Annotated in this window: 20 protein-coding genes and 1 pseudogene; 15 read left to right on the top strand and 6 right to left on the bottom strand. The window is 60.2% G+C overall.

Annotation, left to right across the window (positions count from 1 at the left end; translation table 11 throughout):
• Positions 1–102 precede the first annotated feature (102 nt).
• The gene (gene murL / locus K5L01_RS01760; RefSeq protein ID WP_250061389.1) at positions 103–1,449 is read left to right on the top strand and encodes a UDP-N-acetyl-alpha-D-muramoyl-L-alanyl-L-glutamate epimerase; all 1,347 of its coding nucleotides are present in this window, start codon (positions 103–105) and stop codon (positions 1,447–1,449) included.
• Positions 1,430–2,836, top strand: coding sequence for a UDP-N-acetylmuramoyl-L-alanine--D-glutamate ligase (gene murD / locus K5L01_RS01765; RefSeq protein ID WP_250061390.1), 1,407 nt, complete (start codon positions 1,430–1,432; stop codon positions 2,834–2,836). The genes murL and murD overlap by 20 nt, the downstream gene beginning before the upstream one ends.
• A gap of 21 nt (positions 2,837–2,857) precedes the next feature.
• On the opposite strand, the gene K5L01_RS01770 is transcribed toward murD, so the two are convergent.
• Complete coding sequence (locus K5L01_RS01770) at positions 2,858–3,112, bottom strand: helix-hairpin-helix domain-containing protein (protein ID WP_250061392.1); 255 nt, start codon at positions 3,110–3,112, stop codon at positions 2,858–2,860.
• Positions 3,113–3,115: 3 nt separating this feature from the next.
• Positions 3,116–4,114: a polyprenyl synthetase family protein gene (locus tag K5L01_RS01775; RefSeq protein ID WP_250061394.1), complete on the bottom strand. Its 999-nt coding sequence runs from the start codon at positions 4,112–4,114 to the stop codon at positions 3,116–3,118.
• A 106-nt stretch (positions 4,115–4,220) separates the two neighbouring features.
• Between K5L01_RS01775 and K5L01_RS01780 the strand changes: the two genes are divergently transcribed.
• The 6 genes from K5L01_RS01780 to K5L01_RS01805 all read left to right on the top strand — a co-directional run bounded on the left by K5L01_RS01780 (position 4,221) and on the right by K5L01_RS01805 (position 10,811).
• Complete coding sequence (locus tag K5L01_RS01780; protein WP_250061396.1) at positions 4,221–4,601, top strand: SseB family protein; 381 nt, start codon at positions 4,221–4,223, stop codon at positions 4,599–4,601.
• A gap of 232 nt (positions 4,602–4,833) precedes the next feature.
• Entirely contained in the window at positions 4,834–5,382 is a 549-nt protein-coding gene (locus K5L01_RS01785; RefSeq protein ID WP_250061398.1) for a single-stranded DNA-binding protein, read from the top strand.
• Between the two features lie 130 nt (positions 5,383–5,512).
• Positions 5,513–6,793, top strand: a complete 1,281-nt coding sequence (locus K5L01_RS01790; protein WP_250061399.1) for a tyrosine-type recombinase/integrase — start codon at positions 5,513–5,515, stop codon at positions 6,791–6,793.
• A complete protein-coding gene (locus tag K5L01_RS01795) occupies positions 6,786–8,327 on the top strand; it encodes a site-specific integrase (protein WP_272494028.1) in 1,542 nt (513 codons plus the stop codon). The genes K5L01_RS01790 and K5L01_RS01795 overlap by 8 nt, the downstream gene beginning before the upstream one ends.
• Positions 8,317–10,350 (top strand): integrase, encoded by a 2,034-nt coding sequence (locus tag K5L01_RS01800; protein WP_250061401.1) that lies wholly within the window; start codon positions 8,317–8,319, stop codon positions 10,348–10,350. Before K5L01_RS01795 ends, K5L01_RS01800 begins: the two co-directional genes overlap by 11 nt.
• The gene (locus tag K5L01_RS01805) at positions 10,347–10,811 is read left to right on the top strand and encodes a hypothetical protein (RefSeq protein WP_250061402.1); all 465 of its coding nucleotides are present in this window, start codon (positions 10,347–10,349) and stop codon (positions 10,809–10,811) included. Before K5L01_RS01800 ends, K5L01_RS01805 begins: the two co-directional genes overlap by 4 nt.
• Before the next feature lie 1,100 nt (positions 10,812–11,911).
• Here K5L01_RS01805 and K5L01_RS01810 read toward each other — a convergent pair.
• Positions 11,912–12,148, bottom strand: a pseudogene (locus K5L01_RS01810) (IS3 family transposase); the annotation flags it as partial.
• A 190-nt stretch (positions 12,149–12,338) separates the two neighbouring features.
• On the opposite strand from K5L01_RS01810, the gene K5L01_RS01815 reads away from it, so the two are divergent.
• Genes K5L01_RS01815 through K5L01_RS01825 form a run of 3 tightly spaced genes read left to right on the top strand, consistent with a single transcriptional unit; the run spans position 12,339 to position 15,999 of the window.
• Positions 12,339–13,562, top strand: a complete 1,224-nt coding sequence (locus K5L01_RS01815; RefSeq protein ID WP_250061403.1) for an ABC-three component system protein — start codon at positions 12,339–12,341, stop codon at positions 13,560–13,562.
• A complete protein-coding gene (locus tag K5L01_RS01820; RefSeq protein ID WP_057380189.1) occupies positions 13,559–14,047 on the top strand; it encodes a three component ABC system middle component in 489 nt (162 codons plus the stop codon). Before K5L01_RS01815 ends, K5L01_RS01820 begins: the two co-directional genes overlap by 4 nt.
• Complete coding sequence (locus tag K5L01_RS01825) at positions 14,044–15,999, top strand: DUF3732 domain-containing protein (protein WP_250061404.1); 1,956 nt, start codon at positions 14,044–14,046, stop codon at positions 15,997–15,999. Before K5L01_RS01820 ends, K5L01_RS01825 begins: the two co-directional genes overlap by 4 nt.
• 228 nt (positions 16,000–16,227) lie before the next feature.
• Here the strand turns inward: K5L01_RS01825 and K5L01_RS01830 are convergent, their stop codons facing one another.
• Positions 16,228–16,713 (bottom strand): DUF4238 domain-containing protein, encoded by a 486-nt coding sequence (locus tag K5L01_RS01830; RefSeq protein WP_250061406.1) that lies wholly within the window; start codon positions 16,711–16,713, stop codon positions 16,228–16,230.
• A 468-nt stretch (positions 16,714–17,181) separates the two neighbouring features.
• Here K5L01_RS01830 and K5L01_RS01835 point away from each other — a divergent pair, with 468 nt between their 5' ends.
• Complete coding sequence (locus tag K5L01_RS01835) at positions 17,182–17,919, top strand: HNH endonuclease (protein ID WP_250061408.1); 738 nt, start codon at positions 17,182–17,184, stop codon at positions 17,917–17,919.
• A gap of 87 nt (positions 17,920–18,006) precedes the next feature.
• Positions 18,007–18,564: a hypothetical protein gene (locus K5L01_RS01840; RefSeq protein ID WP_250061410.1), complete on the top strand. Its 558-nt coding sequence runs from the start codon at positions 18,007–18,009 to the stop codon at positions 18,562–18,564.
• Positions 18,565–18,738: 174 nt separating this feature from the next.
• On the opposite strand, the gene K5L01_RS01845 is transcribed toward K5L01_RS01840, so the two are convergent.
• Positions 18,739–19,206: a hypothetical protein gene (locus K5L01_RS01845; protein ID WP_250061412.1), complete on the bottom strand. Its 468-nt coding sequence runs from the start codon at positions 19,204–19,206 to the stop codon at positions 18,739–18,741.
• 160 nt (positions 19,207–19,366) lie between these two features.
• Positions 19,367–21,193, bottom strand: coding sequence for an ATP-binding protein (locus tag K5L01_RS01850; RefSeq protein ID WP_250061414.1), 1,827 nt, complete (start codon positions 21,191–21,193; stop codon positions 19,367–19,369).
• A 186-nt stretch (positions 21,194–21,379) separates the two neighbouring features.
• Between K5L01_RS01850 and K5L01_RS01855 the strand changes: the two genes are divergently transcribed.
• Complete coding sequence (locus K5L01_RS01855) at positions 21,380–22,297, top strand: hypothetical protein (protein ID WP_250061416.1); 918 nt, start codon at positions 21,380–21,382, stop codon at positions 22,295–22,297.
• Positions 22,298–22,371: 74 nt separating this feature from the next.
• Positions 22,372–23,775 (top strand): hypothetical protein, encoded by a 1,404-nt coding sequence (locus K5L01_RS01860; RefSeq protein ID WP_250061418.1) that lies wholly within the window; start codon positions 22,372–22,374, stop codon positions 23,773–23,775.
• Positions 23,776–24,232: the final 457 nt, after the last annotated feature.

Raw genomic sequence — 24,232 nt, forward strand, 5'->3', positions numbered from 1 at the left:
CGGCCTGCCGGCGTGGCCGCAGCGCGGCGCCGGAGGCTGGTATTTTTCCCGCCGCCGCCCGTGCGCGCGGCGTATCCCCACCCGGGTGGAGACCTGAACCCCATGTTTGATCGAGATTCCGTTGCCGTCTTCCGTTTCGTCCGCTGCGATTTCGCCGCGGACACCGGTGTGGCGCGGCTGGTGTACGCCTTCGACGACGGGCCGGAGATGACCGAGACCGTCACCGTGCCGGGCGCACCGTTCCCGATGGAAGACGCGCGCGCCGACGCCGTGCAGCGGGCGCTGCGGCTGCTGCACCTGGTCGCCGGCGTGAGCTACTACAAGGCGGCGGTGCCGCCGCGGGTGGCCATCGACAGTTACGCCGTCGATGCCGAGACCGCGGCGCTGGTCGAATCCATCTACCTGCATGGCCTGGGCGAGTTCGCCTACCGCAACGGGCTGGATCTGCGCGGCCGGTTCAGTCTGCCGGTGGCCGCGCCGCTGGCGCCCGCACAGGCAGTGGGGCTGCGCCGGCACGCGCTGGTCGCCATCGGCGGCGGCAAGGATTCGCTGGTCAGCATCGAGGCGCTGCGCAAGGCCGCGGTGGCCGAGACCATCACCTGGATCGGCGGCTCGCAGCTGATCCGCGCCTGCGCCGAGCGCACCGGGCTGCCGATGCTCAACATCGGCCGCACGCTGGCGCCGGAGCTGTTCGAGCTGAACCGGCAGGGGGCCTGGAACGGCCACATCCCGGTGACCGCGGTGAACTCGGCGATCATGGTGCTGGCGGCGCTGGTGCGGGGTGTGGACCAGGTGGTGTTCTCCAACGAGCGCTCGGCCAGCTACGGCAGCCAGATTGCCGGCACCGGTGAGGTCAACCACCAGTGGTCCAAGGGCTGGGCGTTCGAGAAGGCGTTCGGCGAGCATGTGCAGCGGCATGTCGCCGCCGACCTGCACTACTACTCGCTGCTGCGGCCGTTGTCGGAGCTGGCGGTCGCCCGCCAGTTCGCCAGGAACGACTACTACGACGCGCACTTCTCCAGCTGCAACCGCAATTTCCACATCCTCGGCGAGCGCCCGGTGAACCGCTGGTGCGGGGTCTGCCCGAAGTGCCACTTCGTGTTCCTGGCGTTGGCGCCGTTCATGCCCAAGACCCGGCTGGTGCGCATCTTCGGCCGCAACCTGCTCGACGATGCCGAGCAGGCCGGTGGTTTCGACGCGCTGCTGGAATTCCAGGACCACAAGCCGTTCGAGTGCGTGGGCGAGGGCCGGGAATCGCGCGCGGCGATGGCCGCACTGGCCACGCGCCCGGAGTGGCGCGAGGATGCGCTGGTCAAGCGGTTCGCGAACCTGATCCAGCCGACCCTGGCCGCGGACGAGCTGCGGCTCGAGCCGTTGCTGGGGATCGACGGCGAACACCGCATCCCGGCCACCCTGTGGGAGCGCCTGCGTGCGGATTTCGCAGCTTGAGGGCAAGCGCGTCGCGCTGTGGGGCTGGGGCCGCGAAGGCCGTGCCGCCTTCCACGCGCTGCGTGCGCGGCTGCCCGGCCTGCCGCTGACGCTGTTCTGCCCGGAGGCCGAAGCCGCGGGCGCGCGCGCCGAGGGTCAGGGTGCGCTGCAGGTGGAGACCGGGGTGAGCGGCGAGGCGCTGGCGCGCTTCGAGGTGGTGGTCAAGTCGCCGGGCATCAGCCCGTACCGGCCCGAGGCGCAGCAGGCGCTGGCGCACGGCACGCAGCTGATCGGCGGCAGCGCGCTGTGGTTCGGCGAGCACGCGCGTGCCGACGGCACCTTGCCCGGTACGGTGTGCGTGACCGGCACCAAGGGCAAGAGCACCACCACCGCGCTGCTGGCGCACCTGCTGCGCGCCGGCGGGCACCGCACCGGCCTGGCCGGCAACATCGGCCTGCCCCTGCTGGAAGTCCTGGATCCGCCGCAGGCGCCGGACTACTGGGCGGTGGAGCTGTCCAGCTACCAGACCGCCGAGGTCGCGCGCAGCGGCGCGCGGCCGGAGGTGGCGATCGTGCTGAACCTCTTTCCCGAACACCTGGACTGGCACGGCAGCGAGCAGCGCTACATCGACGACAAGCTGTCGCTGGTGACCGACGGCCATCCGCGCGTGGCGGTGCTCAATGCCGCCGATGCCCGTCTGCGGGCGCTGCGGCTGCCGCACAGCCGGGTCGTGTGGTTCAACCAGCCCGACGGCTGGCACATGGTCGGCGAGGTGGTGCACCGCGGCGACCGGCCGGTGTTCGATACCGCGGACACGCCGCTGCCGGGCCGCCACAACCGCGGCAACCTGTGCGCGGTGCTGGCGGCACTGGAGGCGCTGGGACTGGACGCGGTGGCGCTGGCACCGGCGGCCCGCCACTTCCGGCCACTGCCCAACCGCCTGCAACGGTTGGGCGAACGCGATGGCCTGTGCTGGGTCAACGATTCCATCAGCACCACCCCGCATGCCACCCTGGCGGCGCTGGAGTGCTTTGCCGGGCAGCGCATCGCGCTGCTGGTCGGCGGCCACGACCGCGGGCTCGACTGGCACGGCTTCGCCGCGCGGATGGAAGGGCACGCCCCGCTGGAGATCGTCACCCTGGGCGGCAACGGCCCGCGCATCCATGCCCTGCTGCAACCGCTGGCCGAGGCGCGCGGCTTCGGCCTGCATGCCGCGCGCGACCTGCCGCAGGCGGTGGCGCTGGCGCGTGCCGCGCTGGGCGGGGAGGGGGGCGTGGTGCTGCTGTCGCCGGGAGCGCCAAGTTTCGGCGCCTACACGGACTATGTGGCGCGTGGCCGCCATTTCGCCGGATTGGCGGGCTTCGACCCGGACAGCATCAGTACGATTCCGGGCCTGGGCATCCACTGAGGCCGCGGGCGGCCGCGGCCCTCAGCGCGGCGGCGCCTGCCGCCGCGCGGCCTGGACCGCGCCTTCGATCGCCGCACGTGCCTGCGGGCTGTTGCGCCAGCAGGTGCTGCCGAGCATCGCCGCGGCCTGGGCGAGGATGTCGCCGGGCTCGGCCCCGGCCAGCTGCTGCAGCGAGCCGAACCCCAGCTGCTCCAGGCGCGCCACCACGGTGGCGCCGACGCCCTTGACCGCCAGCAGCACGGCGCGTTCCTGGGCGCTGAAGTGCTCGCCGGCCATGGGTCAGTGGCTGCGCTGGACCGCGTAACGGGCCAGACCGCGCAGGGCGGCGACCGCCTCGCTCTCGGGCAGCCCGTCCAGTGCCCGGCCGGCCGCATCGGCATAGGCCACGGCGCGCTGGCGGCTGTATTCCAGGCCGCCGGTGGCGTGGATCGCGGCCAGCACTTCCGGCATCGCGCCGGCATCACCGTCCTGCACGATCCCGCGCAGGCGCTGGCGGGTAGCATCGTCCGCGTGCGCCATGGCATGGATCAGCGGCAGCGTGGCCTTGCCCTCGGCGAGGTCGTCGCCCAGGTTCTTGCCCAGTTCCTCGGCGTTGGCCGAGTAGTCCAGCACGTCGTCGGCGATCTGGAAGGCGTAGCCCAGCGCCATGCCGTAGTCGTACAGCTGCTGCTGCACGGCTTCGCCGGCGCCGCTGGCGAGCGCGCCCAGGCGGGTGCCGGCGGCGAACAGCACCGCGGTCTTGCGCTCGATCACGCGCAGGTAGGCGGCTTCGTCGGTGTCCGGGTTGTGGACATGCAGCAGCTGCAGCACCTCGCCCTCGGCGATGTGGTTGGTGGTGTCGGCGAGGATCCGCATCACCGGCATGCGGTCCAGTTCGACCATCAGCTGGAAGCTGCGCGAGTACAGGAAGTCGCCGACCAGCACGCTCGGTGCATTGCCCCACAGCGCATTGGCGGTGCTGCGGCCACGGCGCAGGTCGGATTCGTCCACCACGTCGTCGTGCAGCAGGGTCGAGGTATGGATGAACTCGATGATCGCCGCCAGCTGGTGGTGCTCGGGGCCGGCGCCCCCGGCCGCGTGGCCGGCGAGCATCACCAGCATCGGCCGCAGCCGCTTGCCGCCGGCGGAGATGATGTGGTCGGCGATCTGGTTGATCAGCACCACGTCCGAGGACAGGCGGCGGCGGATCAGGGCATCGACCGCGGCCATGTCCGCAGCGGCGAGGGTCTGGATGGCGGGCAGGCCCAGCGCGGGGCGGAGGTCTTCGGCGATGCTCATGCGATGCAGTCGTGGGGCGTGGGGGAAGTATAGGCGGTGGCGCCGGCAGGCGGGCGTGAGCACGGGGCGGCTAGAATCGTCGCCCCCCGCCGTCGTTGCCACCGCCATGAATGTTTCCTCCCCGCAGACCCCGGTCGAGACGCTGCTGCAGGCCGCCATGGACGGCCGCGTGCCGATCAGGGCGTTCATGGAGGCGTTCGTGGGGTCGCAGGTGGTGCTGCTCACCGGCCGGCTGGTCACGCCCGACGGCAGCGGCTTCGACCCGCTGCTGTTCGACAAGCAGGGCGTGCTGCACGTGGCGGTGTTCACCCACGAGGCGCGGGTGGGGAACCACGCGCAGCAGGCGCCGCACACCGTGCGCTGGACGATGCGCGAGGTGCTGCACCGGGTGCCCGGCGGCTACGGGGTGGTGGTCAATCCCGGCGCCACGCTGGGATTGGAGCTCTCCCCGGCGGGGGTGGGCGAACTGCTGAAGGACTTCGGCTGAGCGCTGCCGGCGCCGGTGGCCACGCAGGCCGCGCCCGGTCCGGTGCACTCCCCCGGGAAACCGCGCGGCCGGCGGTCGGTGAACCGCCCGCGCCAGCGCGCCGGCCGGGTGTGGCGGGCACGATGCTAGTATCCTGTGTCCGGTCCCCCGGGCGCGTGCGCCGGGGACCACGTGCGCCGGCCGCGAGCGGCCCCGGCGCGACTTCCGGCATCCAACGCAAAGAGCGAATCCCATGGCCCGCGGCATCAACAAAGTCATCCTGGTCGGCAACCTCGGCAACGACCCGGACGTGAAGTACACCCAGAGCGGCATGGCGGTGACGCGCATCAGCCTGGCCACCACCAGCGTGCGCAAGGACCGCGACGGCAACAACCAGGAACGCACGGAATGGCATCGCGTGGTGTTCTTCGGCAAGCTCGGCGAGATCGCCGGCGAGTACCTGCGCAAGGGGTCGCAGGTGTATGTCGAGGGCGAAATCCGCTACGACAAGTACACCGGGCAGGACGGCGTGGAGAAGTACAGCACCGACATCGTCGCCAACGAGATGCAGATGCTCGGCGGCCGCGGCGAGGGCGGTGGCGGCGGTGGCTACGGCGGCGAGCGTCCGCAGCGCCAGGCGGCCCCGCGCCAGCAGGGCGGCGGCCAGGGCGGGCAGGGCGGTTACGGCAATGCGGACCAGGGCGGCGGCTATGGCGGCCAGCGTCCTCAGCGGCCGGCACCGGCACAGCAGCCGGCGGCGCCGCCGATGGACGACTTCGCCGACGACGACATTCCGTTCTAATTTTTAATAATGCAGTGATGCAAATAAACCCCGGTAAGTCATTGTACTTACCGGGGTTTTTATGTTTACGCGGAGATTTTTTCTTCTTGCTAGTCTGAGGCCAATCTTCTAGCAGTAGAGGATGTAAACGATGGAGCCGGCATTTCGTGTTCGGATCGTCGTGTTCGCCTCTGGCGAACGCTTTCCGGTACTGCTGGATGAGCATGGATGCCCGCTCTTTCGCCCCACCGTGTTTGCGCTGACTCAGGTTCGCGGTAGAAATCTCTCAACTAACACGATCAGCAACGTGCTACGTGCGATCGTGGTTCTTGAACATTTCTTGGCTGCACGTCGGATCGACATCGACAGTCGTCTGGAGTATGGGGAACTTCTTTCGGTTGCTGAGGTTGAGGGGCTCATACGTAGTAGCCGGCAACCGTTGGCGCAGCTCGGCTCCAGGACGACTGTCTCTTGCACTCAAAGCAAGAAGCCGGTCCTAGCAAAGGAGGCCGTGCGTACCAAGCCACATGGACAACGCCTAAAAGAAGTGGCCCCTCAAGTGGCGTCGACGCGCCTGTTGTATATCCGTAGCTATCTTGCTTGGTTGGCGGATGATCGTCGAAGTCGAAATGGCGTCTCAAACGCATTCCTTGCCCGCTTTCAGAACGCTACGGAGATCACGTTCAGAGCATTGGATAGTCGGATGCGTTACTTGCCGGCCGCCGGCCTCGGAGTTGAGCGGGAGGGGCTATCCGACAGGCAGGTGCAAGAACTGCTGCGTGTGACCGATCCTTCGAGCACCGACAACCCGTGGCGCGATGAGCACGCTCGCTATCGCAATGCGCTTCTGGTGCGTTGGCTGTTGAATCTTGGATTGAGAATTGGAGAAGCGCTTGGGGTGCGCAACTCAGATATCGACAGCCGATTGGGCGAAGTCACAATCCATCGTCGCGCAGATGACCCAGGGGATCCTAGACGAAATCAACCTCAAACCAAAACTCGAGCAAGGGTTCTTCAACTGCAGAAAGATCTCCTTGCTCAAACTAACGCGTACATTCTTGATCATAGATCGGGTTTGCCGAATTCAAAGATGCATGGCTTTCTGTTCGCGGCCAGTCGCAGTGGGAAGCCGCTTACTGTTGCTGCTGCAGAGAAGGTTTTTGAGGTGCTGCGCATCGCGTGTCCAGACTTGCCAAAGGAGCTTTCACCGCATCTTCTACGACATACATGGAATGACATGTTCTCTAGACAGATGGATGCGGCTAGGGTGGCGTCGGCCGAGGAGCAGAAATACCGAAGCTACCTGATGGGATGGTCGCCAACGTCTGATCATGCTGCGGTATATACGAGGCGTCACATTCGTAGAAGGGCGAGAGAAGCTTCGCTCGCAATGCAGGAAAAGGTTCTTGCTGAGGTCAGTAAGGATGAATGAGGTGGGTCGTATCAGGTTTGAGGACCCTCTGTCTCTGCCAGCTTGGGTGGAGACACCGAGTGGGGTGGGATTCAATCCCCAGCTCGATCACTGGATGTATCGAGACGTCTCCGAGGTGATCAGCCTTCGATTCTCGAATCTCTGTCTTTCAAGAGAATTGGAAGCCTCGGCCAAAGCAGTACTTGTGTGGTACGCGGAAAGGATGGCATCCGGCCACCTAAAGTTGATGTTCCAACAGCTACTTAGATTCGCATTGCACGTTGGAAAGAGTAGAGGTGGTCCGGTTGCTGAGTTCAGCGACACTGATCTTATTAATTATAGAGTTTCATTGGATGTACGGAATCTCTGGCATTTCGGTCAGTTGTCAACTCTGTTGCGGCGCTGGCATGAGTTTGGCTACGCGGGAGTTTCAGGGCAGGCATATGTCCTTCTTAAGCAAATTAGAAATCCTGGCGTTAAGAAGGGGCGTGCGGTACTGACTCATGATCCTCACGAAGGCCCGTTCACAGACATCGAGTTGGAGGCGCTGCAAAGGGCTCTGGATCGAGCCTATCAGAGGGGCGATGTCTCTAGGGAAGGTTACGTATTGACATATCTTTTCATGCTGCTAGGGCAGCGCCCGGTCCAGCATGCTGCGTTGAAGGTGAAGGATGTCACTGTTGTAGAGCAGAAGAGCGGTGTGCCGATCTACTTGCTGCGGATGCCACGAGCTAAGCAGCAAGGGCAGCTCGTAAGAAGCGCGTTTAGGGATCGCTTGGTTATACCGCAGATCGGCAAATTGCTTGTAGAGCATGCTGCCTGTGTTAGAAGAATGTTTGAAGGTGTTCTTGAAGATCCCTCTGAGGCGCCGCTTTTTCCGGCAACCTCAAGGCCGCATGTCGAGCCTGCCGGCTTTCAGTTTCATCGCACTCGGAACGGTATAACTGCTCTTTTGCAGTCGACGTTGGAGCCGCTTCAAGCCAAGTCCGAACGAACGGGAGAATATCTCCGAATTAGCTCCATACGTTTCCGCCGAACATTTGCAACCAGGGCAGCGATGGAAGGTCATGGCGAGCTGGTCATCGCGGAACTTCTGGATCATAGCGACACACAGAATGTTGGTGTGTATATCGAGGCGCGGCCAGAGATCGTCGAGAGAATCGATAAGGCTATCGCATTTCGGCTGGCCCCAATGGCACAAGCCTTCTCAGGTGTTCTCATTGAGAATGAGTCGCATGCTACTCGCCATGCCGATCCGACAAGTCGGATATGTGATCCACGTTTTGATCCATCCATGAGGCCTATAGGTAGCTGCGGAAGCTACGGATTCTGCGGCTTCCTGGCTCCCATCGCCTGCTACACCTGTGTGAACTTTGAGCCTTGGGTCGATGGGCCCCATCAGGCCGTGCTGGAGCATTTGGTGGATGAGCGCGACCGTCTGAGCAAAGATGCTGATGCTCGAATTGCGGCAGTGAACGACAGAACTATTCTGGCGGTAGCGGAAGTTGTTCGCCGATGTGAAGCATGGCAGAAGGAGCGAGATCGTGGCGGCTGATATCGTCGTTTTCGTTCCCCGTATTGAGGCTGATGTCAGGGCAAACGTTCGTCAGTTTATTGATCTGGCTCGCGATCAGCTTGTGGTCTTTGGTCCGGATCTTTCGTTCGAAAGCGACACTTGGGACGTGACTGACGCGGTCTTGACCAAGGCTAAAGGAAAGAAGCGGGAACGGATCAATTTCTCAACACTGGCTGCAGTGAATGATCCTGTTCCGTCAGTGATGCCCGAACCGTTCCGAAGCTTTGCAAAGGCCTACATCCGCTATCTCTCTGGGATTCGCCCCGTTAAAGCCATCCATACAAGGGTCGCCGCACTCCGTGCGTTGGCAGCGGCTCTTGCAGAGCAGGAGGGGGATTGTGATCCCGTGCGTGCGGATCAGGCGGTCTTCAATCGAGCTGCACAACTTGTGGTGGGGCACTTCAGTGCCGGAGCGGCCTATCGCGTAGGGCAACAGCTAGAGGTGCTTTCCGAGTTCATGAGAGGTAATGCCCTGATAATCAATCGGACAAGTTGGCGTAGTCCAATACGACGTCCACTGGATACTGTGCGTGTGGGGCCGGAGGCTGATAGACGTAGGAGAGAGAAGTTGCCATCAGAAGCTGCTCTTGACGCTCTGCCAAGAATATTCCTGATGGCCAAAGAGCCCGCGGACGTGATCACCACGTCAGCTGCTGCAATCATGTTGGCGGCTCCCGATCGGATCAGTGAAGTCTTGACGTTGCCATCAGATTGCGAGGTTGTAGAAGCGCGTCCCGGGAAGGACGATGCATACGGCCTGCGTTGGTGGCCGGCTAAGGGAGCAAAGCCTGGAGTGAAGTGGATGGTGCCAGCAATGGCGCCGGTCGTGCAGGACGCTTTGCGTCGAATCCGAAAAGTCACAGCGGAAGCGCGAGTGGTCGCCGAATGGTATGAACGCAATCCTGGCCGGATTTATCTGGCGTCGGACGTGGAGCACCTGCGCAACAACGAATGGCTAACCCTTGAGGAGGTTGCGCGGATCATTGGTCTGATTGACCGGGTAGGCGCAAATGCATGGTGCAAAGCGCAGGGGATTGGCATGGTTAGATTGAAGGGGCAGGGTAATGCGCTCTATGTCAGATTCCAGGAGGTTGAAGGGGCTATTATCTCTCTGCTTCCGCGAGGCTTTCCAACTCTCGATGAGAAGACGGGTGTTACCTATGCGAAAGCCTTGTTCGTTGTTCGCAGAAATGAGCTGGGAGCCCAGCGTGGTACGTATCGCTGCATGATTGAGCTCGTAAGTGTCGGGCAGATCAACACGGGGCTTGGAAGCCGGAGTGCGCATGGGTTGGATTCGATCTTCTCGCGCTTCGGGTTCACTGAGCCCAACGGTAGTCATATCGTTCTGAAGTCGCATGCCTTTCGACATTACTTAAATACGTTGGCTCAGGTAGGTGGGTTAAGCCAACTGGACATCGCGAAATGGTCTGGTCGACTGGATGTGCGCCAGAACGAAGCATACGACCATGTGTCGCCAAGGCAGATTCTTGAGGGCATCCGATCTGCGGTGGGTACTGGTCAGATGCTTGGCTCTTTGTCCGAGTTGCCAAAGCGTGCGCTGATCAAGCGAGATGCCTTTGCACAACTGGTTGTCCCGACGGCACATGTGACGGAACTCGGGTACTGCATCCATGACTACACATCTTCTCCATGCCAATTGCATGCGGACTGCATTAACTGTCAGGAGTTGATCTGTGTAAAGGGCGACGAAAGGAAAATGTCAAGGTTGCGTGCGCAGCTTGGCGAAGCCATGCGGCTAAAAGAGAAGGCGGAGGCCGCGACAGGCGCGGGCTATGCAGGTAGTGATCGATGGATGGAGCATCACCGCGTCGCGGTCGAAAGACTCGCCCAACTGTTGGCCATCATGGAAGATCCGGAGGTGCCCGACGGTACGCCGATCCAGATGGCAGTGGCTGATGTGCCATCCCGTGTGCGCGGGAGCGAAAAGCAAGCCGGTGCTGCTATTCAAGATCGTCGTAGTCTCCAAGGGGCAGGCGAATGAGCTTGTCTGCGACGAAGAGGGGCGCGCGGCGAGGCAAGAACCTCACTGACGGCGCAATCGAGCAGATTGTCAGGATTCTTGATGCGTGGAGTGACGTCACGCTGACTTGGGAGGCATTGATCGACTCCGTTGCTCTCCGTTTGCAGTGCCGCTACACAAGGCAGGCCCTTCATAAGCATGAGCGTATTCGCGCAGCATTTGTGCAGCGCAAGTCTTTGTTGAGTTCTGCTCAGCCACGCAGCCGACGAGGGCTGGGCGGTCCGGGGGTGGTGGAAAGGATGGTGCGGCTTGAGGCGGAGAATCAACGACTGGAAGCTGAGAATCAACGGCTGCTAGAGCAGTTTGTAACCTGGGCTTACAACGCTCATGCGCGTGGCCTCACAAAGGAGTTATTGGATCAGCCGCTGCCGCGAGTGAATCGAGGGCAGACGCTGTCGTCCAGGCCTATAAAGAAGATGTAGAAGAAGCTCAGTTGGCGGCGGGGCCAGAAAGACGCAGTTGCGGGGTCGAAAAGACGCACTTGCGGGGCCGGAAAGACGCATTTGGTAGGAATAAGGTCCCGGCACGAAGGGGCTAATGTCGCCGATCATTACTGTGCTGGTAGACTGCGTGAATCCGTTGGTCTTGCGCGGCTATGGCCGGAGGAAATTCTCGATGATCGGTACATTGGGCGTGCTTGCTTTGGCGCTTATCCTTTGCGGGGTGGGGTTGTGGATGGATTACGCCAACCGGAAGTCGATGGAGCCTAGGGACGAAAAGCGCAAGGCTAAGAGAAGGGGCAAAGATGAGAGATAACCTACTTGCGTGACCGAAAGCTGGCTAGGGCTACTCTTGATGGAGCTTGGGTTGCGTTGCACATTAAGCGGCTGAAGATTATTTTTATGCGTGCAGCGGGCCTGGTCGCCAATTCGGCGTGTTTAGTTGCCAGCAAGGCGTTTTTACGCTGTTATCCATTGCGGTGGTTGCCTGCCTCCGCGGATCAGATAGTCCGATTCATCGGTTCTACTTGGCGTCTGCCGCATGTGCGCAGCAAGAAGATGGCTTCATGTGGCCGTCGTGGCCGGATTCCGGTTAACGACCTAGCTGTCTCGGCGCAGTCTGAGGTTGCGTCTTAATTTACTGCCAGCGTGGCCGATAGATATCGGTAACGACAGTTCGGAGCGGTAGCCATGGATGCAAGTAATTCCTCCGGTAAGTGCAGGGCAGCGGGTGCGTTGTCTGAAAGCACTGATCTGGGAAGAAAAGAAGATGAATTTTTTGTCGCGCTTAAAGAGACGATTGAGCTGATGAAGTGCTTGGCCTTGGGGCTAGCCATGATCGGCGGAGGCTACGTGGTCCTCAGTAGCGGACTTGCCGCATCTGTACGCGGCATTGGGGCGATGGTGTGCGTGGTTTCGGGGTTATGGACTTGTACCGCTGCGGTCCTGATTTTTTCTCGGTACAGATTCGCCATGAATGGGCAAATCACGACTAGAGAGCGGATGCGGCGAGTATTGCTATTCGTTTCGCTCCTGGGGGGTGTGCTGGTGGCTTGTGTAATAGTGGTTGAGATGGGAAAGAAGAATGAGCGAGTTGAGACGGCTTCGAGTGTTGGATATGTCATGCGGTAGATTTGCTTGTGCTTGAACAAGCCGAAGAAGCCTTCGCATGCGGCGTTGTCGCCGCATTGGCCCGCCGCGCTCATTGAGCACACCAGGTCACTGGCTGCCAGGTAACGCTGGTAATCACTACTTCGGAATTGGCTGCTGCGATCCGGGTGTAGGATCGCCGAGTGGCTGCCTTGGCGTTTCCTCGCCGCCCCAACAGGAATACAAAATTGACTCCCTGGCTATGGCGATTTGCTATTATTTCCTAGAATGGACAGGTAGGGGCGGGCTTGCGGCCATAGTCAGGGGAAATAGAGTAAGACATGACGCATCGGAAGATGCGCTATGTAGCCTGGGTCTATCGTCGTTCCTGATCTTCAAGAACTAGCACAAGGACTAGGCATGGCCGAGGTGCCCACCGATAAGTTTTCAGCCGGCGAGCAAGGTCTGGGATATATCTACCAGGCACGTCTCGCGCTGCTACAACTGCTTCAGTTGCCGGAAGACACTGCAATCTTCCTGGAAAAGGACGACGACCTCGACTTTGTCGATGGCGACGGTGGTAAGTCCTTGGCTTCGCTCAAACACAAGGCGATTGGCGATAGGTTGACTGACCTGTCGACGGATTTTTGGAAGTCCGTCAACATCTGGTTGGCGCGGTACAAGCGGGATGGCCGCGTCGCATCGAACCTGCGGTTCTTTCTGTTCACCACCGGTACGGTATCGACCGGCTCGTTCCTTGCCCGTCTTCTCCCCGAACAGCCCGCAGCCTCCGGTGATACGACAACGCTGACCGAATTGGCCAATACCGCACTTGCCGGATCGACATCAAAACTCATCGCGCCGATCGTCACAGCCTTCAACGAACTGAGTGAACCCGAAAAACAAGATTTTCTCGAACGCATCCTGATCCTCGATGGCAGCCCACGCATCGGTGACATCCCGGCGCTCATAAGGGACAAGCACATGCGAAGCATCCGACGCGAGCATCGTGAGTTCGTCTTCGAGCGGCTGGAGGGTTGGTGGACCGACGCAGTGATCAAGCAGTTGACTGGCGCTAAGTCGGAAGGGATCTTCGGCTACGAAGTCTCGGACAAGCTCTCGAACTTCGCCGAGGAATATAAGGCGGACAACCTGCCTATCACGTTCCGAGGAAAGGTGCCCGCTGACGAGATCGACACTGATGCCGACCCGCGCCTGTTCGTGGCGCAACTTCGCGAGATCGGCATTTCCTCCAATCGGATCAGGAGCGCGATTCTGGATTACTACCGCGCGTTCGAGCAACGATCGGCCTGGGCGCGCGAGAACCTGCTTGTGTTGGGAGAAGTCGAAGAGTACGAAGATCGCCTCACCGATGAGTGGGGGCGCTACAAGGATGTCGCTTTCGAGAAGCTGAAGGACGACAGCGCGGAAGAAGCACTGCGCGAAGCCGGCGCAACCCTCTACAACTGGGCGGAATTTGAGACAGGGAAGATCGAATCCCTACGCATTCGCGCACGGGTGACGGAACCCTATGTCCTTCGCGGCAGCTTCCACATCCTGGCGGATGCCATGCCAGAACCCAAGGTCTACTGGCATCCCAGATTCCTGGACCGCCTTGGCGAGGTGCTGGGGGTGGCCTCGTGAAGCGATGGGATCAGCGCCCCTTTGAAATTCGGAACTTATTCAACCCTGCATTCTGCGGCTTGGTCCTGTTCCGCGCCCTGCACGGCTACGAAGAAGAAGACGCTCGCGGCATGCCATTTTCGCTGTCGCTGCTTGTGCTGCCCCTGTGCCTGCATAAAGACTCACGCGAGGTGATCGCTAGCAGTCCACGCAGTTACCTGCTCAAGACCGCGGAGAAGAACCAGCAAATCATGGTGGGCTTCACCGACCGGGTTACGCAGATGCTGCCGTATGCCTTCGAGGGGTTCGGTCTGCTGATGGAAAGGGGCTGCATCGCCGTCGCGGACGACGGTCGCATCCAGACCGTACCCAAGAAGGTCCGCAAAAGCGTCGATGGAACCGCCGAAACCGTTGCGTGCCAGAAAGTGGCACGCATCATCGGAAAGGAATTTGCACGCATCGCCGACCGAGCGACCGTTTACACGACTTTCGGGATTCGTCCATGAAGATCAGATCCATCCACATCTACAGCCATGACGGCCAGCGCCGTGACCTCCAGTTCAAGGTGGACGGACTCAACGTCATCACGGGTCGATCCTCCACCGGAAAGTCTGCGCTCTCCGAGATCATCGAATATTGCATGGGACGTTCCTCGTTCAACGTCCCCGAAGGCATCATTCGCGACAAGGTGGCCTGGTTCGCCGTGATCTATCAGTTCGAGCAAGAACAGGTGCTGGTCGCCAAGCCGACCCCGCCCGGCGGAGGCGCCAGCTGCAGCACGGCAATGCTGCGAAGGGGGGCTCAATTGCAGGCGCCCGAGTTCAAGGATCTGGCGGTCAACACCGACGACGTCAGCATCGTCGAACTGCTGTCGCGCCTGCTCGGCATTCCCGAGAACCGCACGGAAGTCGCGCTTGAACACAGCCGCGACAGCTACGATGCGAACGTCAAGCACACGTTCTACTACTTGTTCCAGAAGCAGGGACTGGTTGCCAATAAAGACCAACTTTTCTATCGGCAGAACGAGCAGTTCCAACCGCAGGCGATCCGCGACACGCTGCCAATCCTGCTCGGCGTCTCCTCGCACGATCGCTACGAGCTGGAATCCAAGCTGCGCATAGCGCAGCGCGATCTGCGGATCAGCAACAAGAAGCTAGAGCAGGCGCGCGACGCCGTCGACACGTCGCATGAACAAGCTATCGGCCTCTACTCGGAAGCAAAGACGGTCGGAGTCATCAGCAATACCGACGAGAACCTGAATGCCGACGGGATCGTCGACGCATTGAGGTTGGCGCTGTCGTGGAAGCCCGAAACGGTGCCAGACGACGACGGCAGCCGAGTTTCGCTTCTGGAAGATGAACTGGCCCGGTTGCGTCAGGATCGCCGTGATACCCAGACCAGGATCGACGCGGCACGACAGTTCGCTAAGCGGTCGGGCGGCTACGAAAACGAAGCTGCCGAACAGATTGACCGGCTGGCCTCGATCAAGGCGCTCCCGAAAGATCCCGACAGCGGCGAATGGCAATGGCCGTTTAGCGAGCAAAACTTGGCCTTGAAGTCCCCGGTCGCCGTCGTCCTGCTCAAGGAGCTGGAATCGCTCGACAAAGAGTTGCGTATCGCCACCGGCCAGCGCCCCAAGCTCGAAGCCTACCTCGCCGAATTGACCAGCAAGGTGGACGGGATCGCGAGCGATATCAGGCAGAAGGAAGCTGAGTTGTCTGCGGCGATCTCGGCCAACGAAATCATCGCCCAGATGGGCACCCGCAACAACGCAGCCGCACGTGTGGTCGGCCGTATCAGCCTGTTTCTGGAAACGCTCCTCCCGAATGAGGATCTTGTCAAACTTGAAGCAGAGAATCGCCGTCTCAGCAACAAAGTCAAGCAGCTTGAGGAGCAGGTCGGCGCCGACGAGAGCAATGAGCGCCTGACCTCGATCCTCAGCAACATCTCTGCACAGGTGTCGCGATACATCCAGAAGTTTCACGCCGAGTTCGGCCCTTACCCTGCACGGCTCAACCTGCCGCAGTTGACGATCATCTTCGATCGACCCGAGCGTCCTGTGCCGATGGGTAGGACCGGTGGCGGCGAGAACCATCTGGCCTACCACCTGTCAGCACTGCTTGCTCTGCATCTCTTTGCGGCGCAGAACAACCGTCCGATTCCGCGCTTCCTGTTGATCGACCAACCAACCCAGGTCTACTTCCCCTCCGAGCAGGTCTACAGGGACGCCGACGGCTCGGTGCAGAAGACGGAAAATGACGCCGATCTCGATGCAGTGCGTCGGCTGTTCGAGTTGCTGCTGAAGTTCACGCAGGAAGATGTCCCAGGTTTCCAGTTGATCGTCACTGAGCATGCGAACCTGCGTGATCAGTGGTTCCAGGACGCGCTGGTCGAGGAACCGTGGACCAAGCCGCCCGCGCTGGTTCCGGAGGAATGGCCGTCAGAAGCGGCCAATTGATCGATCGAGCCGACATGCCGCCGCCGGTATGGGGAGCTGGCGGGGGGAGTGTTGCTTCGGTCTCCACTCCGTTCGTTGGGTGGATCCAGCAGAAAGCGCTCCTTCATTAAGGTCCGCTCATGGCCGCAGGGGCGTCATGCGACCCAAGGAACCAAGGCTGTCTAGAAGTAACTGGGCGACTTGGTGCGCACTAAACGGTTGAAGAGTGTCTACAAAAGCCCAGGCGATTCACTGTTCCCGAGGAAGCTGGCCAAACGTCGCCTCGATCTGTTCATTGATCAGGCGCTTCTGCTCCTTCGGATCAGTAAGGCTGGCCATGAGCTCGCGGCGCACGCTCAGTGGATCAAGGAGCGTGGTACGCAGCCCTTCCACGATCGACGGGAACATCTCTACGAGGGCTTCCCGCATAGATTTGGTACGGAAGGCGAGGGCGGAGATGAGAGTAGCGGCGTCCATGGGGGTAACGACATCCCCCCTATTGATGGCCTGCACGGTCTCGGCCAGTGCGTCCTCGCCATGGGTAATGGCGTCGTCCAGGCTGGTGTCCTCCGGGCCGCCGTAGAAGTCCAGCTCCTTGCCCAGCCCGCTGGTGTTGGGCGTGAAACGCCCCCGGGTCCGGTGGTGAGCGTGGACATAGAATTCCTTACCTCGCTGTCGGTAGGCAAATGGCCGTTGGATGAGCTGGGGCAGGTAGTGGTGTTTGCGGCCGGACATTGGGCGATCCACGGAGGTCTAAGCCAGTCTGCGGAACGGGTGAATCACCAGGTGAGACTGGGCTTTGTGCTGGGCGGGAGCAGTTTGGTGGAGGGAGGCGTGAGCAGATTTTTGTATAAACGGGATTCGCGTTACGCCTGAGGGAGTTGCCGCTCAAACTGGATCGTAAATGGGCGTGTGTGGATTTTTGTATAGACGGGATGTTGACTCGTCTGAGTTTGAAGGCTGCCATCATTCGGGAATATCTCCGCTCTTGGCCGCAGGACGTTACGCGACCCATAGCGGCCATTGGTGCCGCCGCCGAGCCTGGCGCTGGGTCCGGTTATACGCTGGCTTGTTAGCCGGCCCCCGCTGCCCTAAGATCGAGCTGTGTCAAGGGCAAAGCCCACCATGCGGCGCTTTGTGAATAAGCCGTATAACCGGACCCACGGGTCCGTCTATTAGATAGTTAGACATCTGGAGACAATCTTGGCAGCCCCAGACTTCTCAAAAGAAACGATCGAAACCTTGGCCTTCCGATCCGGCCTGATCTGCAACAATCCTAGCTGCCTGACAATCACAGTCGGTCCTTCAGATGGGAACGGACCTCTAAAGTTAAAAATTGGTGAGGCAGCCCATATTTCTGCAAAGAAGAAGGGACAAGCCCGATACGACGATCTTATGTCGAATGAGGCCAGAGCAAAGGTCGAAAACGGGATTTGGTTATGTGCAAGTTGCCACACCCTTATTGACAAAAACAACGGGGCCGACTTCCCGGAAGCCACGCTAGTTGGGTGGAAGAAATCCCACGAAGAGTTAATAAGATCCCTTCTCCACTCGCACCGCAGCCCTGTTCCGTTACTTAGAAGGTTCACTGAAGAGGGGCAAGTTGCCCAAGATGTTGTTGATCTCCTTGAAAGCCACGGTGCTCTTTTCGTTGATCACCATCTTGAAGTGTCTCAGCATGTTTCGCTTTCCATTGAGCGCCTCCGCCAAGACTTATCAGAACTTCGCAAGAAAATCCGATACGACTCCAAGCTCAAAGCGCTGATCAAGGACCTTGTCGATGAGTGCCGTGAGTACATGAATCGCACCAGCCGGTACTCAAGCACGCAGCGTCATGAACTTGATGCCCTTCGGAATCGAGTCGGACACAAGGTGCTTTCATTGAGGGAAGACTACGGCTGCAATGTTCGCGGCCAGCTCAATACAATCTTGCCTCATTAATCAGATGTCTAACAATTCATTCAAGCCGACACCGCTTCGCGGCGCGGATTAATTCAGGCGTTAGGCGCCACAACCAAACATCATGCGATGATCAGGAGCATCTGGAAAGATCCCGTTTGGAGCGCGGTCATTGCCGCAGGAGTAATTGCCATTGCTGGCTTTGTCGGCAATTACTTTTTCGGTTACTGGCCCAAAGTCACCAGCTTGGCAGCTTCCACCTGGGGCTTTTTGACGGCATCCAGCTATGTTTCACATTGGGTATTGGGCCTGCTCTTCCTCGGCGTTGCCCCAACGATTCTTCTTCTCCTCGCTGGAGCTTGGACACTTGTCCGCAGAGAATCCGGCACATCTGCGTCCTGGGAAAACTACACCGCAGACCAGTTTTTCGGTCTCCGCTGGCGCTGGCGATATGTTGACGGCCACATAAGCAACCTCAATAGCTTTTGCCCCAACTGCGACTTCCAAGTGTTCCCATACCAGGCGAGTAGCTACAACTTCATTGACAGAATTGGCTTTTCTTGCGATAGCTGCAAAAGCTCGTTAGGCGAGCATGATGAATCGCATGCCCAACTTAAAAGCAAGGTGGAGCGCTTCATCCAGCAAAAGGTTCGAAATGGCACTTGGGATTCAAGCAGTAGCGCCTAACAATTCGTCCAAGCCGACGCCGCTTCGCGGCGCGGCTTAACTCAGGCGTTTCGTAGGCCCGATGTTCTTCTCGGGAGGTGATGAGGCACTATTCTTCCACGGACTAGAACAGGTCCCGGGTTTCGCTTCGGTAGTCGGACGCAATAGTGAGCTGACCGTTTCAGGTGTGAGCAGCTAAGTTTGGTTGGATCCGCGCCCACCTGTGCGCAGCTTTGAGCCCGCCGGGGTGCGGTTGAACGTGTCTCCTACTGTTTTCACCGCCGATGCAACCCAAGCCTTATTCTGGACGAACCACGCTTCGTCCATGACCGCACTGTATTCAATCACAACGCCCGTCTTGGACGGCTTGGAGAACTTGACTATGCGAAAATCTGCCTCCTTCGGCCCTTTGAAAACTCGGCCGTGTGCAAGCGCGTCGCGAAGTTTAATCAGATCCTTGTCCAGCGGGCTGCGAGGAAACGACTTATTGAATTCATCGATGAGCTTGTTCAAAGAATGGAAGTTGCTGAAGTCGCTCAGCGGAATGGGCGTTCCAACGGGAGCATTCCTGAAGTCGTCGCCGTAGGTATTACGCGCAGGCGACCCCTCGCGTTGCGCCAATGCAAGTCGGATCAACATTTCAAGGGTCTTGAGGTTGCCCACCAATCCACCCAAGTGAGTAGCATGCCGCTCGTGGTTCACTGGATCTTAATGCCTCAGTTCTGTTGTCATACTCTTAAGATGACAGCCACCGGGGAAGGCCGCTGCCACGAAGGAAGCGGCGCTAAGGTAGCCATCGATGCCCCCGTTTCCGATTCGCTGGTCACGTCAACATCAAAGCCACGCGTCCGAACCAGCCGCGGACCTCTCCACCGGGGTCTCGTGCATCCAGCATCTCAGGAGTCATGCACGGGAACGCTTGCTGGGCCAGCTTGGCCTTGGCCTTGTTGTCTCCTAACGGTGCCCCATGCCCGACATGTGCCGAGTAGGCCTCCCCGAAGAGCTTCGGCGTGGCCTTGTTGTCCACCGGGTGATCGTGGACATCGATGTTGATCCCGAAGGCCTGGAAAATAGCGTCAGGATGTAGATAGCTCTCGATCTCATGCTTGATGGTCTGGACGGCCCAAGAGCCGTCTTGGCGAGCATTGACCTGGCCCACGGAATCTGCGTATTTGGCGACGTCGTTATCGTAGATGTGCACTTCGGGCTTCATGAGCGCGCGTAGGTAATGATGATTGACCCAGTGCTCAAGGTTGCCCCCGCCCAACACCACGAAGGCGATGCGATCATCGGACGCAAAGTTGGGCACGCGAGGGTCTGCTTGGTGGAGTGCTCTGGAAAGAGCCTTCAATGCCAATACGTCCGTCGGCCCTTCGACACACACGAGCACCTGGACACGGCTGTCAGGGGTGACGCCCAGCGCCTCTGCAACCCGACCGAACACATCGACTCCCGACTCGATCTGCGGCTTTCTGGTATCGGCATGGCGAGAAACGTAACGAATGCTCTCTTGGGGCAGCGCCGAAGCGAAACCGGGACTGTGTGTGGTCAACACGACCTGGCAGCCCAGGTCCTCGGATAGCATTCTGAAAGAGTCGATAAGAATACGCTGGTTATTTGGGTGCTGCGCGGTTTCGGGCTCCTCAATCGCATAGATGATGCTGCGCTTAGTGCTCGTCTTGAGCCGGCGTTCGGCCTCGGCTTTGAAAAAGCTAACCAGCACGAGCCGCCTCACACCGCTACCTCGCTTGTTCAATGGAATTCCGTCGTCCGTGTTCAACCCAAGCGAAAACAGCCCCTGCCACTTGGCGGGGGTCGGCGGACTGAACTCGGGCGTCAACTCGCTCGCCAAGCTCGGGTCAATGGTGGCCAGAGCTCTGTGCGTGTTCTTTGCTATCTCCTCTGCCTTCTCCCGCACCTTGGCCTGGATTCGAGCGATGTCGTCTTGGACCTCTGCAATCGCGGCGGCTACGGCCGCCTTCATGGGGCTCTGGACCTCGCTGTCGGAGTCGCGGCTGCTCCTATCGCTTTGGAAAAGCGCAAACATCGGAAGGTGGGGCTCGATCTGGTCCCAGATGCGCTTGACGTCCTCCTTGGGCTTACCCACCGCGATCGCCACCTCTTGAAGTTTTAGGTCACCAGCGGCCGTCCAGAGCGCGCGACGCATGCCGGGGTTTCCCTTCAGTGCAACCGCCAGGCCAAGGTCTTTCACCTTCTTTTGAAGGTCCTTCTCCTTTAGCTCCAGCAGGTTGTCGCAATCGGCAGCGGTGGGGTGGAACGCAAGGACCAATACCTCTGCGGTTGGCTTCTTACTGGAGCAGTCGTAGGACTTGCGAACTTTCAGCCGCCCGTCTTGGGTCAAAAGGTATTCATCGGCCAACGTCGTCTCTGCACCCGCGTCCAACGTCAGCGTCGGCGGCAGATCCGAAAACTCGCACGTGATTGAAACGGTCTTGTCCACGTTGTGGACATGAGCGTCCCCTTGTTCCATGGACACGACATCCGCGTTGAAGAAGATCTCCATCGCTTCCAGGATGGCGGATTTGCCGATGTCATTCCGGCCCACAAAGGTCGTCAAGTCGTCCAATTCGACCCGGACTTCCTCCCCATAGCAGCGGAAGTTGGTGATGCTGATTGCTTCCAAGCGCATGTCGTCGCTCCCCCTGAGCGTCTTCCAAACAGCCAAGTCGGCCGCCACTGGATGATGCCTTGGGGCCGCAGGGGCGACAACTGGGGCAGCAGCGATCTTTGGGCTTAGGGGCCGGGTGCCTCGCTCACCGGCCGCATTTGGTGGGCTTTTCGATACCATCCATCTGATATCCCAAGGAGTGAATCCATGGCATTTAACTGGACCCAGCTTCCCCTCGCCAACACTCCTTGGCGAATTCAGGTCGTGGCTGACATTCTTCCTATCCTGATCCGCCGGGCCAAGGAAGGGAGGCCCATCTCCTACGGCGAACTGGCCGAGCAGTTGGAGGCGGAGTTTGATCACGAGCCCAAGGCCCGCAAAACGGTCTACGGCCCAGCGGTTGGGGCGGTTGGCTTGGCCGTCGAGCAACTGGGCCGACTCCCCGAATGGCGAGGGGAGCGGATTCCGCCGATCAACACCATTGTGGTCAGCAAGAGCACCGGCTACCCGAGCACGGGTGCGGACGAGATCGCCCACTACTTCTTCGAGGACAATGGGGTGGGCATGGCGGCCGACCGTAAGGCCTACCTCGATGCCGCCATGAACGCGGTCTACCACTACGGCAAGTGGGATCAGGTCGCCGCAGCGCTTGGGGTTGCTCGGCTTGAGCCGGAATCAGGTGCCTTGCAGGCCGACCAAGGCGAGGTGTTGCCTCTGCCCAAGGTCCCGCAGGGTGGGGCGCCTGAGAGCGCCGAGCACCAAGCCCTGAAACGATGGGTGCGGGATCATCCCGAAGAGCTGGAAGACTTCGGAGAGTTTGAGCCCGGCAAGAACGAGGCAGTGCTGAGCAGCGGCGATCGCCTAGACGTGTTGTTCGCCAACGGCCGTCAACGTTTGGCGGTAGAGGTTAAGACCAGCAAGTGCTCGGAGGATGAGCTGATGCGTGGGGTCTATCAGTGCGTGAAATACCGAGCCATCCTCCGGGCAGAACAGTTGGCGATGCGCCAGGTGCCCAACGGTGAGGCTGTCCTGGTCTGTCCGTGCGCTCCCGGCAAGAAAACAAAAGCGCTCATCAAGCGCTTGAACGTCAACTATCACCGCGTCCCAATAGAGGCGGAGAACTGAGGACGAGGGGCGTCCACCCTTCATTTTCCAAATCGCGCTGAGAGCTAGAGCTCAACACAGCAACAGGAATGGCGATGGATCAACTTCCTTCCAGCATGTTCAGTGTCTTCGCGCTCGCCTTGCCGCGAGGACTGGGATTCGGTGAGAATCCCCCGAAGAACGCTTGGCAAAGTTTGGATGGGATCACCGTCTGTGCCCTGACGGCGAACACCACCTCCGGCAGATTCGGCGTGCTGGTGATGCGACGTCGAGAAGATGACGTGTGGGTCGTTCTGCGGCGAGATGACGATGTCTTCTCAGAGGACGACGCCATGGCGAGCATCAAGGAGGCATGCGTGGATGGACTCCCGAAAGTCGCATTGCCACCCGGCGCCAAGCGACGCCCCCCGTTGTCGCCTTCTAACGCCAAGAAAGACCCCAGCAACATCTTCAAAGAGCTGGGGCAGCACTTCAGGGAGCGTGGGGCATGGATGCTTAACCAGCTGTATTTGGCCATGCCTAACCCTGACGACAACTGGGCCAGTGATTGCCGGACGGACAACTTCCACACCCGGCTCTGGGAAGCGATTCTGTTCGCGAGCCTGAGAGAACAAGGGCTGCTGGTGACGCAGGACCGTCCGTCTCCGGATTTCCATGTAACCAACCGCAAGGGCGGAGAAGCCTGGATAGAAGCCGTCACGGCCAACCCGTCCATCCCCTACGACCACGCCAATGCGGTGGAGGCACCGCCGCCTCTAGACCGACGCGAGCGCATGCTGGGCACCGCCGCAGTTCGGTTTGCCAAGACCATCAAAAGCAAGATGGACAATGGCTACGCACGGATGCCGCACGTCGCAGGCAAGCCGTTTGTTCTGGCCATCGCCGACTTCCAGGCGCCCGGTTCAATGGTCTGGAGTCGAACCGCGCTGATCGGCTACCTCTACGGTTTTTTTGCGCAAGAGGTGGAGGTGAACGGCCAGCGTGTGGCCGTATCGGAGGCCGCCGATGAGTTGCTGGGTGCCGAGGAGATTCCGGCGGGACTCTTCAATGTCCCGGAAGGAGAGGATTTGTCCGCGGTAATCTTCAGCCAAGCCGCAACGCTGTCGAAGCTGAGCCGTGTTGCAGTCTCGTTTGGCGGATCGACGGGCGATTATCGATACGTTCGCATCGGGGAGTTCGCAGATTTCACGGCTGGCGCATTGCGGGGAAAGCCCTTCAGCATGGATGCCAACACCGACGAATACCGGGCGTTGTGGACACCTTACGATTACGAGCCTTGGACGGCTGAAATGGAGGTGTTCCACAACCCCAATGCCAAGCACCCGGTCAACCCAGCGATCTTTCCAGAGGCTGCGCATTGGCTGCTCGTGAACGGCGAGATGGATTGTCAGCGCTTCTTTAAGGAGATCATCCTCAAATCCAGAACGCTGGTCCTAGGCGCACACCAAACCGTGCCCTCCGTGGATGACTTGAAGTTCCGAGAAACGTTCGATCACTGAGTGTGTGCGGATTTTTGTGTAGACGGAGTTCTGAATCACCTTGGTTTGAAGCCGGCCATCATTCGGGAGCATGTCTGCTCCCGGCCGATGGGGGCATTGGAGGCCGATTCTGGCGAAAGAGTGGAGTGGCTGCCGGCACCCACGCTCCGATGGAACTGCATGGGTGTAAACAACGTGGCCTAGCAGCGATCAGATGTTTACATCTCAAGTCGTTGTATCGGCCAAGGGCTCTGAATTCCAAGGTTCAAGATGAGATGTTTACAATCTCGCTAGATACAACCGTTCTGACGCCCCTGCTCTGACGCCCCTGCGGCGTCTGGAGAGGTACAGGAACCCCGGCAAGCCGCGCGCCTGCCGGGGTTCCTTGTTTTCCAGGGGATGCGCGCCGGTGTGGGCCCGGGCTCAGAGTGCACGCGGCCGCTGTAGCGGGTCACCGGGTGCAGGTGCGTGAGGGTGG

This window comes from Stenotrophomonas mori (assembly GCF_023556335.1).
GTDB classification, from domain to species: Bacteria; Pseudomonadota; Gammaproteobacteria; order Xanthomonadales; family Xanthomonadaceae; genus Stenotrophomonas; species Stenotrophomonas mori.

Bases quoted from the DNA above. Each gene is read 5' to 3' on its own strand.
- murL (WP_250061389.1), top strand. From the start codon at position 103: ATGTTTGATCGAGATTCCGTTGCCGTCTTCCGTTTCGTCCGCTGCGAT.
- K5L01_RS01770 (WP_250061392.1), bottom strand. From the start codon at position 3,112: ATGGCCGGCGAGCACTTCAGCGCCCAGGAACGCGCCGTGCTGCTGGCG.
- K5L01_RS01775 (WP_250061394.1), bottom strand. From the start codon at position 4,114: ATGAGCATCGCCGAAGACCTCCGCCCCGCGCTGGGCCTGCCCGCCATC.
- K5L01_RS01780 (WP_250061396.1), top strand. From the start codon at position 4,221: ATGAATGTTTCCTCCCCGCAGACCCCGGTCGAGACGCTGCTGCAGGCC.
- K5L01_RS01785 (WP_250061398.1), top strand. From the start codon at position 4,834: ATGGCCCGCGGCATCAACAAAGTCATCCTGGTCGGCAACCTCGGCAAC.
- K5L01_RS01790 (WP_250061399.1), top strand. From the start codon at position 5,513: ATGGAGCCGGCATTTCGTGTTCGGATCGTCGTGTTCGCCTCTGGCGAA.
- K5L01_RS01795 (WP_272494028.1), top strand. From the start codon at position 6,786: ATGAATGAGGTGGGTCGTATCAGGTTTGAGGACCCTCTGTCTCTGCCA.
- K5L01_RS01805 (WP_250061402.1), top strand. From the start codon at position 10,347: ATGAGCTTGTCTGCGACGAAGAGGGGCGCGCGGCGAGGCAAGAACCTC.
- K5L01_RS01815 (WP_250061403.1), top strand. From the start codon at position 12,339: ATGGCCGAGGTGCCCACCGATAAGTTTTCAGCCGGCGAGCAAGGTCTG.
- K5L01_RS01825 (WP_250061404.1), top strand. From the start codon at position 14,044: ATGAAGATCAGATCCATCCACATCTACAGCCATGACGGCCAGCGCCGT.
- K5L01_RS01830 (WP_250061406.1), bottom strand. From the start codon at position 16,713: ATGTCCGGCCGCAAACACCACTACCTGCCCCAGCTCATCCAACGGCCA.
- K5L01_RS01840 (WP_250061410.1), top strand. From the start codon at position 18,007: ATGATCAGGAGCATCTGGAAAGATCCCGTTTGGAGCGCGGTCATTGCC.
- K5L01_RS01850 (WP_250061414.1), bottom strand. From the start codon at position 21,193: ATGCGCTTGGAAGCAATCAGCATCACCAACTTCCGCTGCTATGGGGAG.
- K5L01_RS01855 (WP_250061416.1), top strand. From the start codon at position 21,380: ATGGCATTTAACTGGACCCAGCTTCCCCTCGCCAACACTCCTTGGCGA.
- K5L01_RS01860 (WP_250061418.1), top strand. From the start codon at position 22,372: ATGGATCAACTTCCTTCCAGCATGTTCAGTGTCTTCGCGCTCGCCTTG.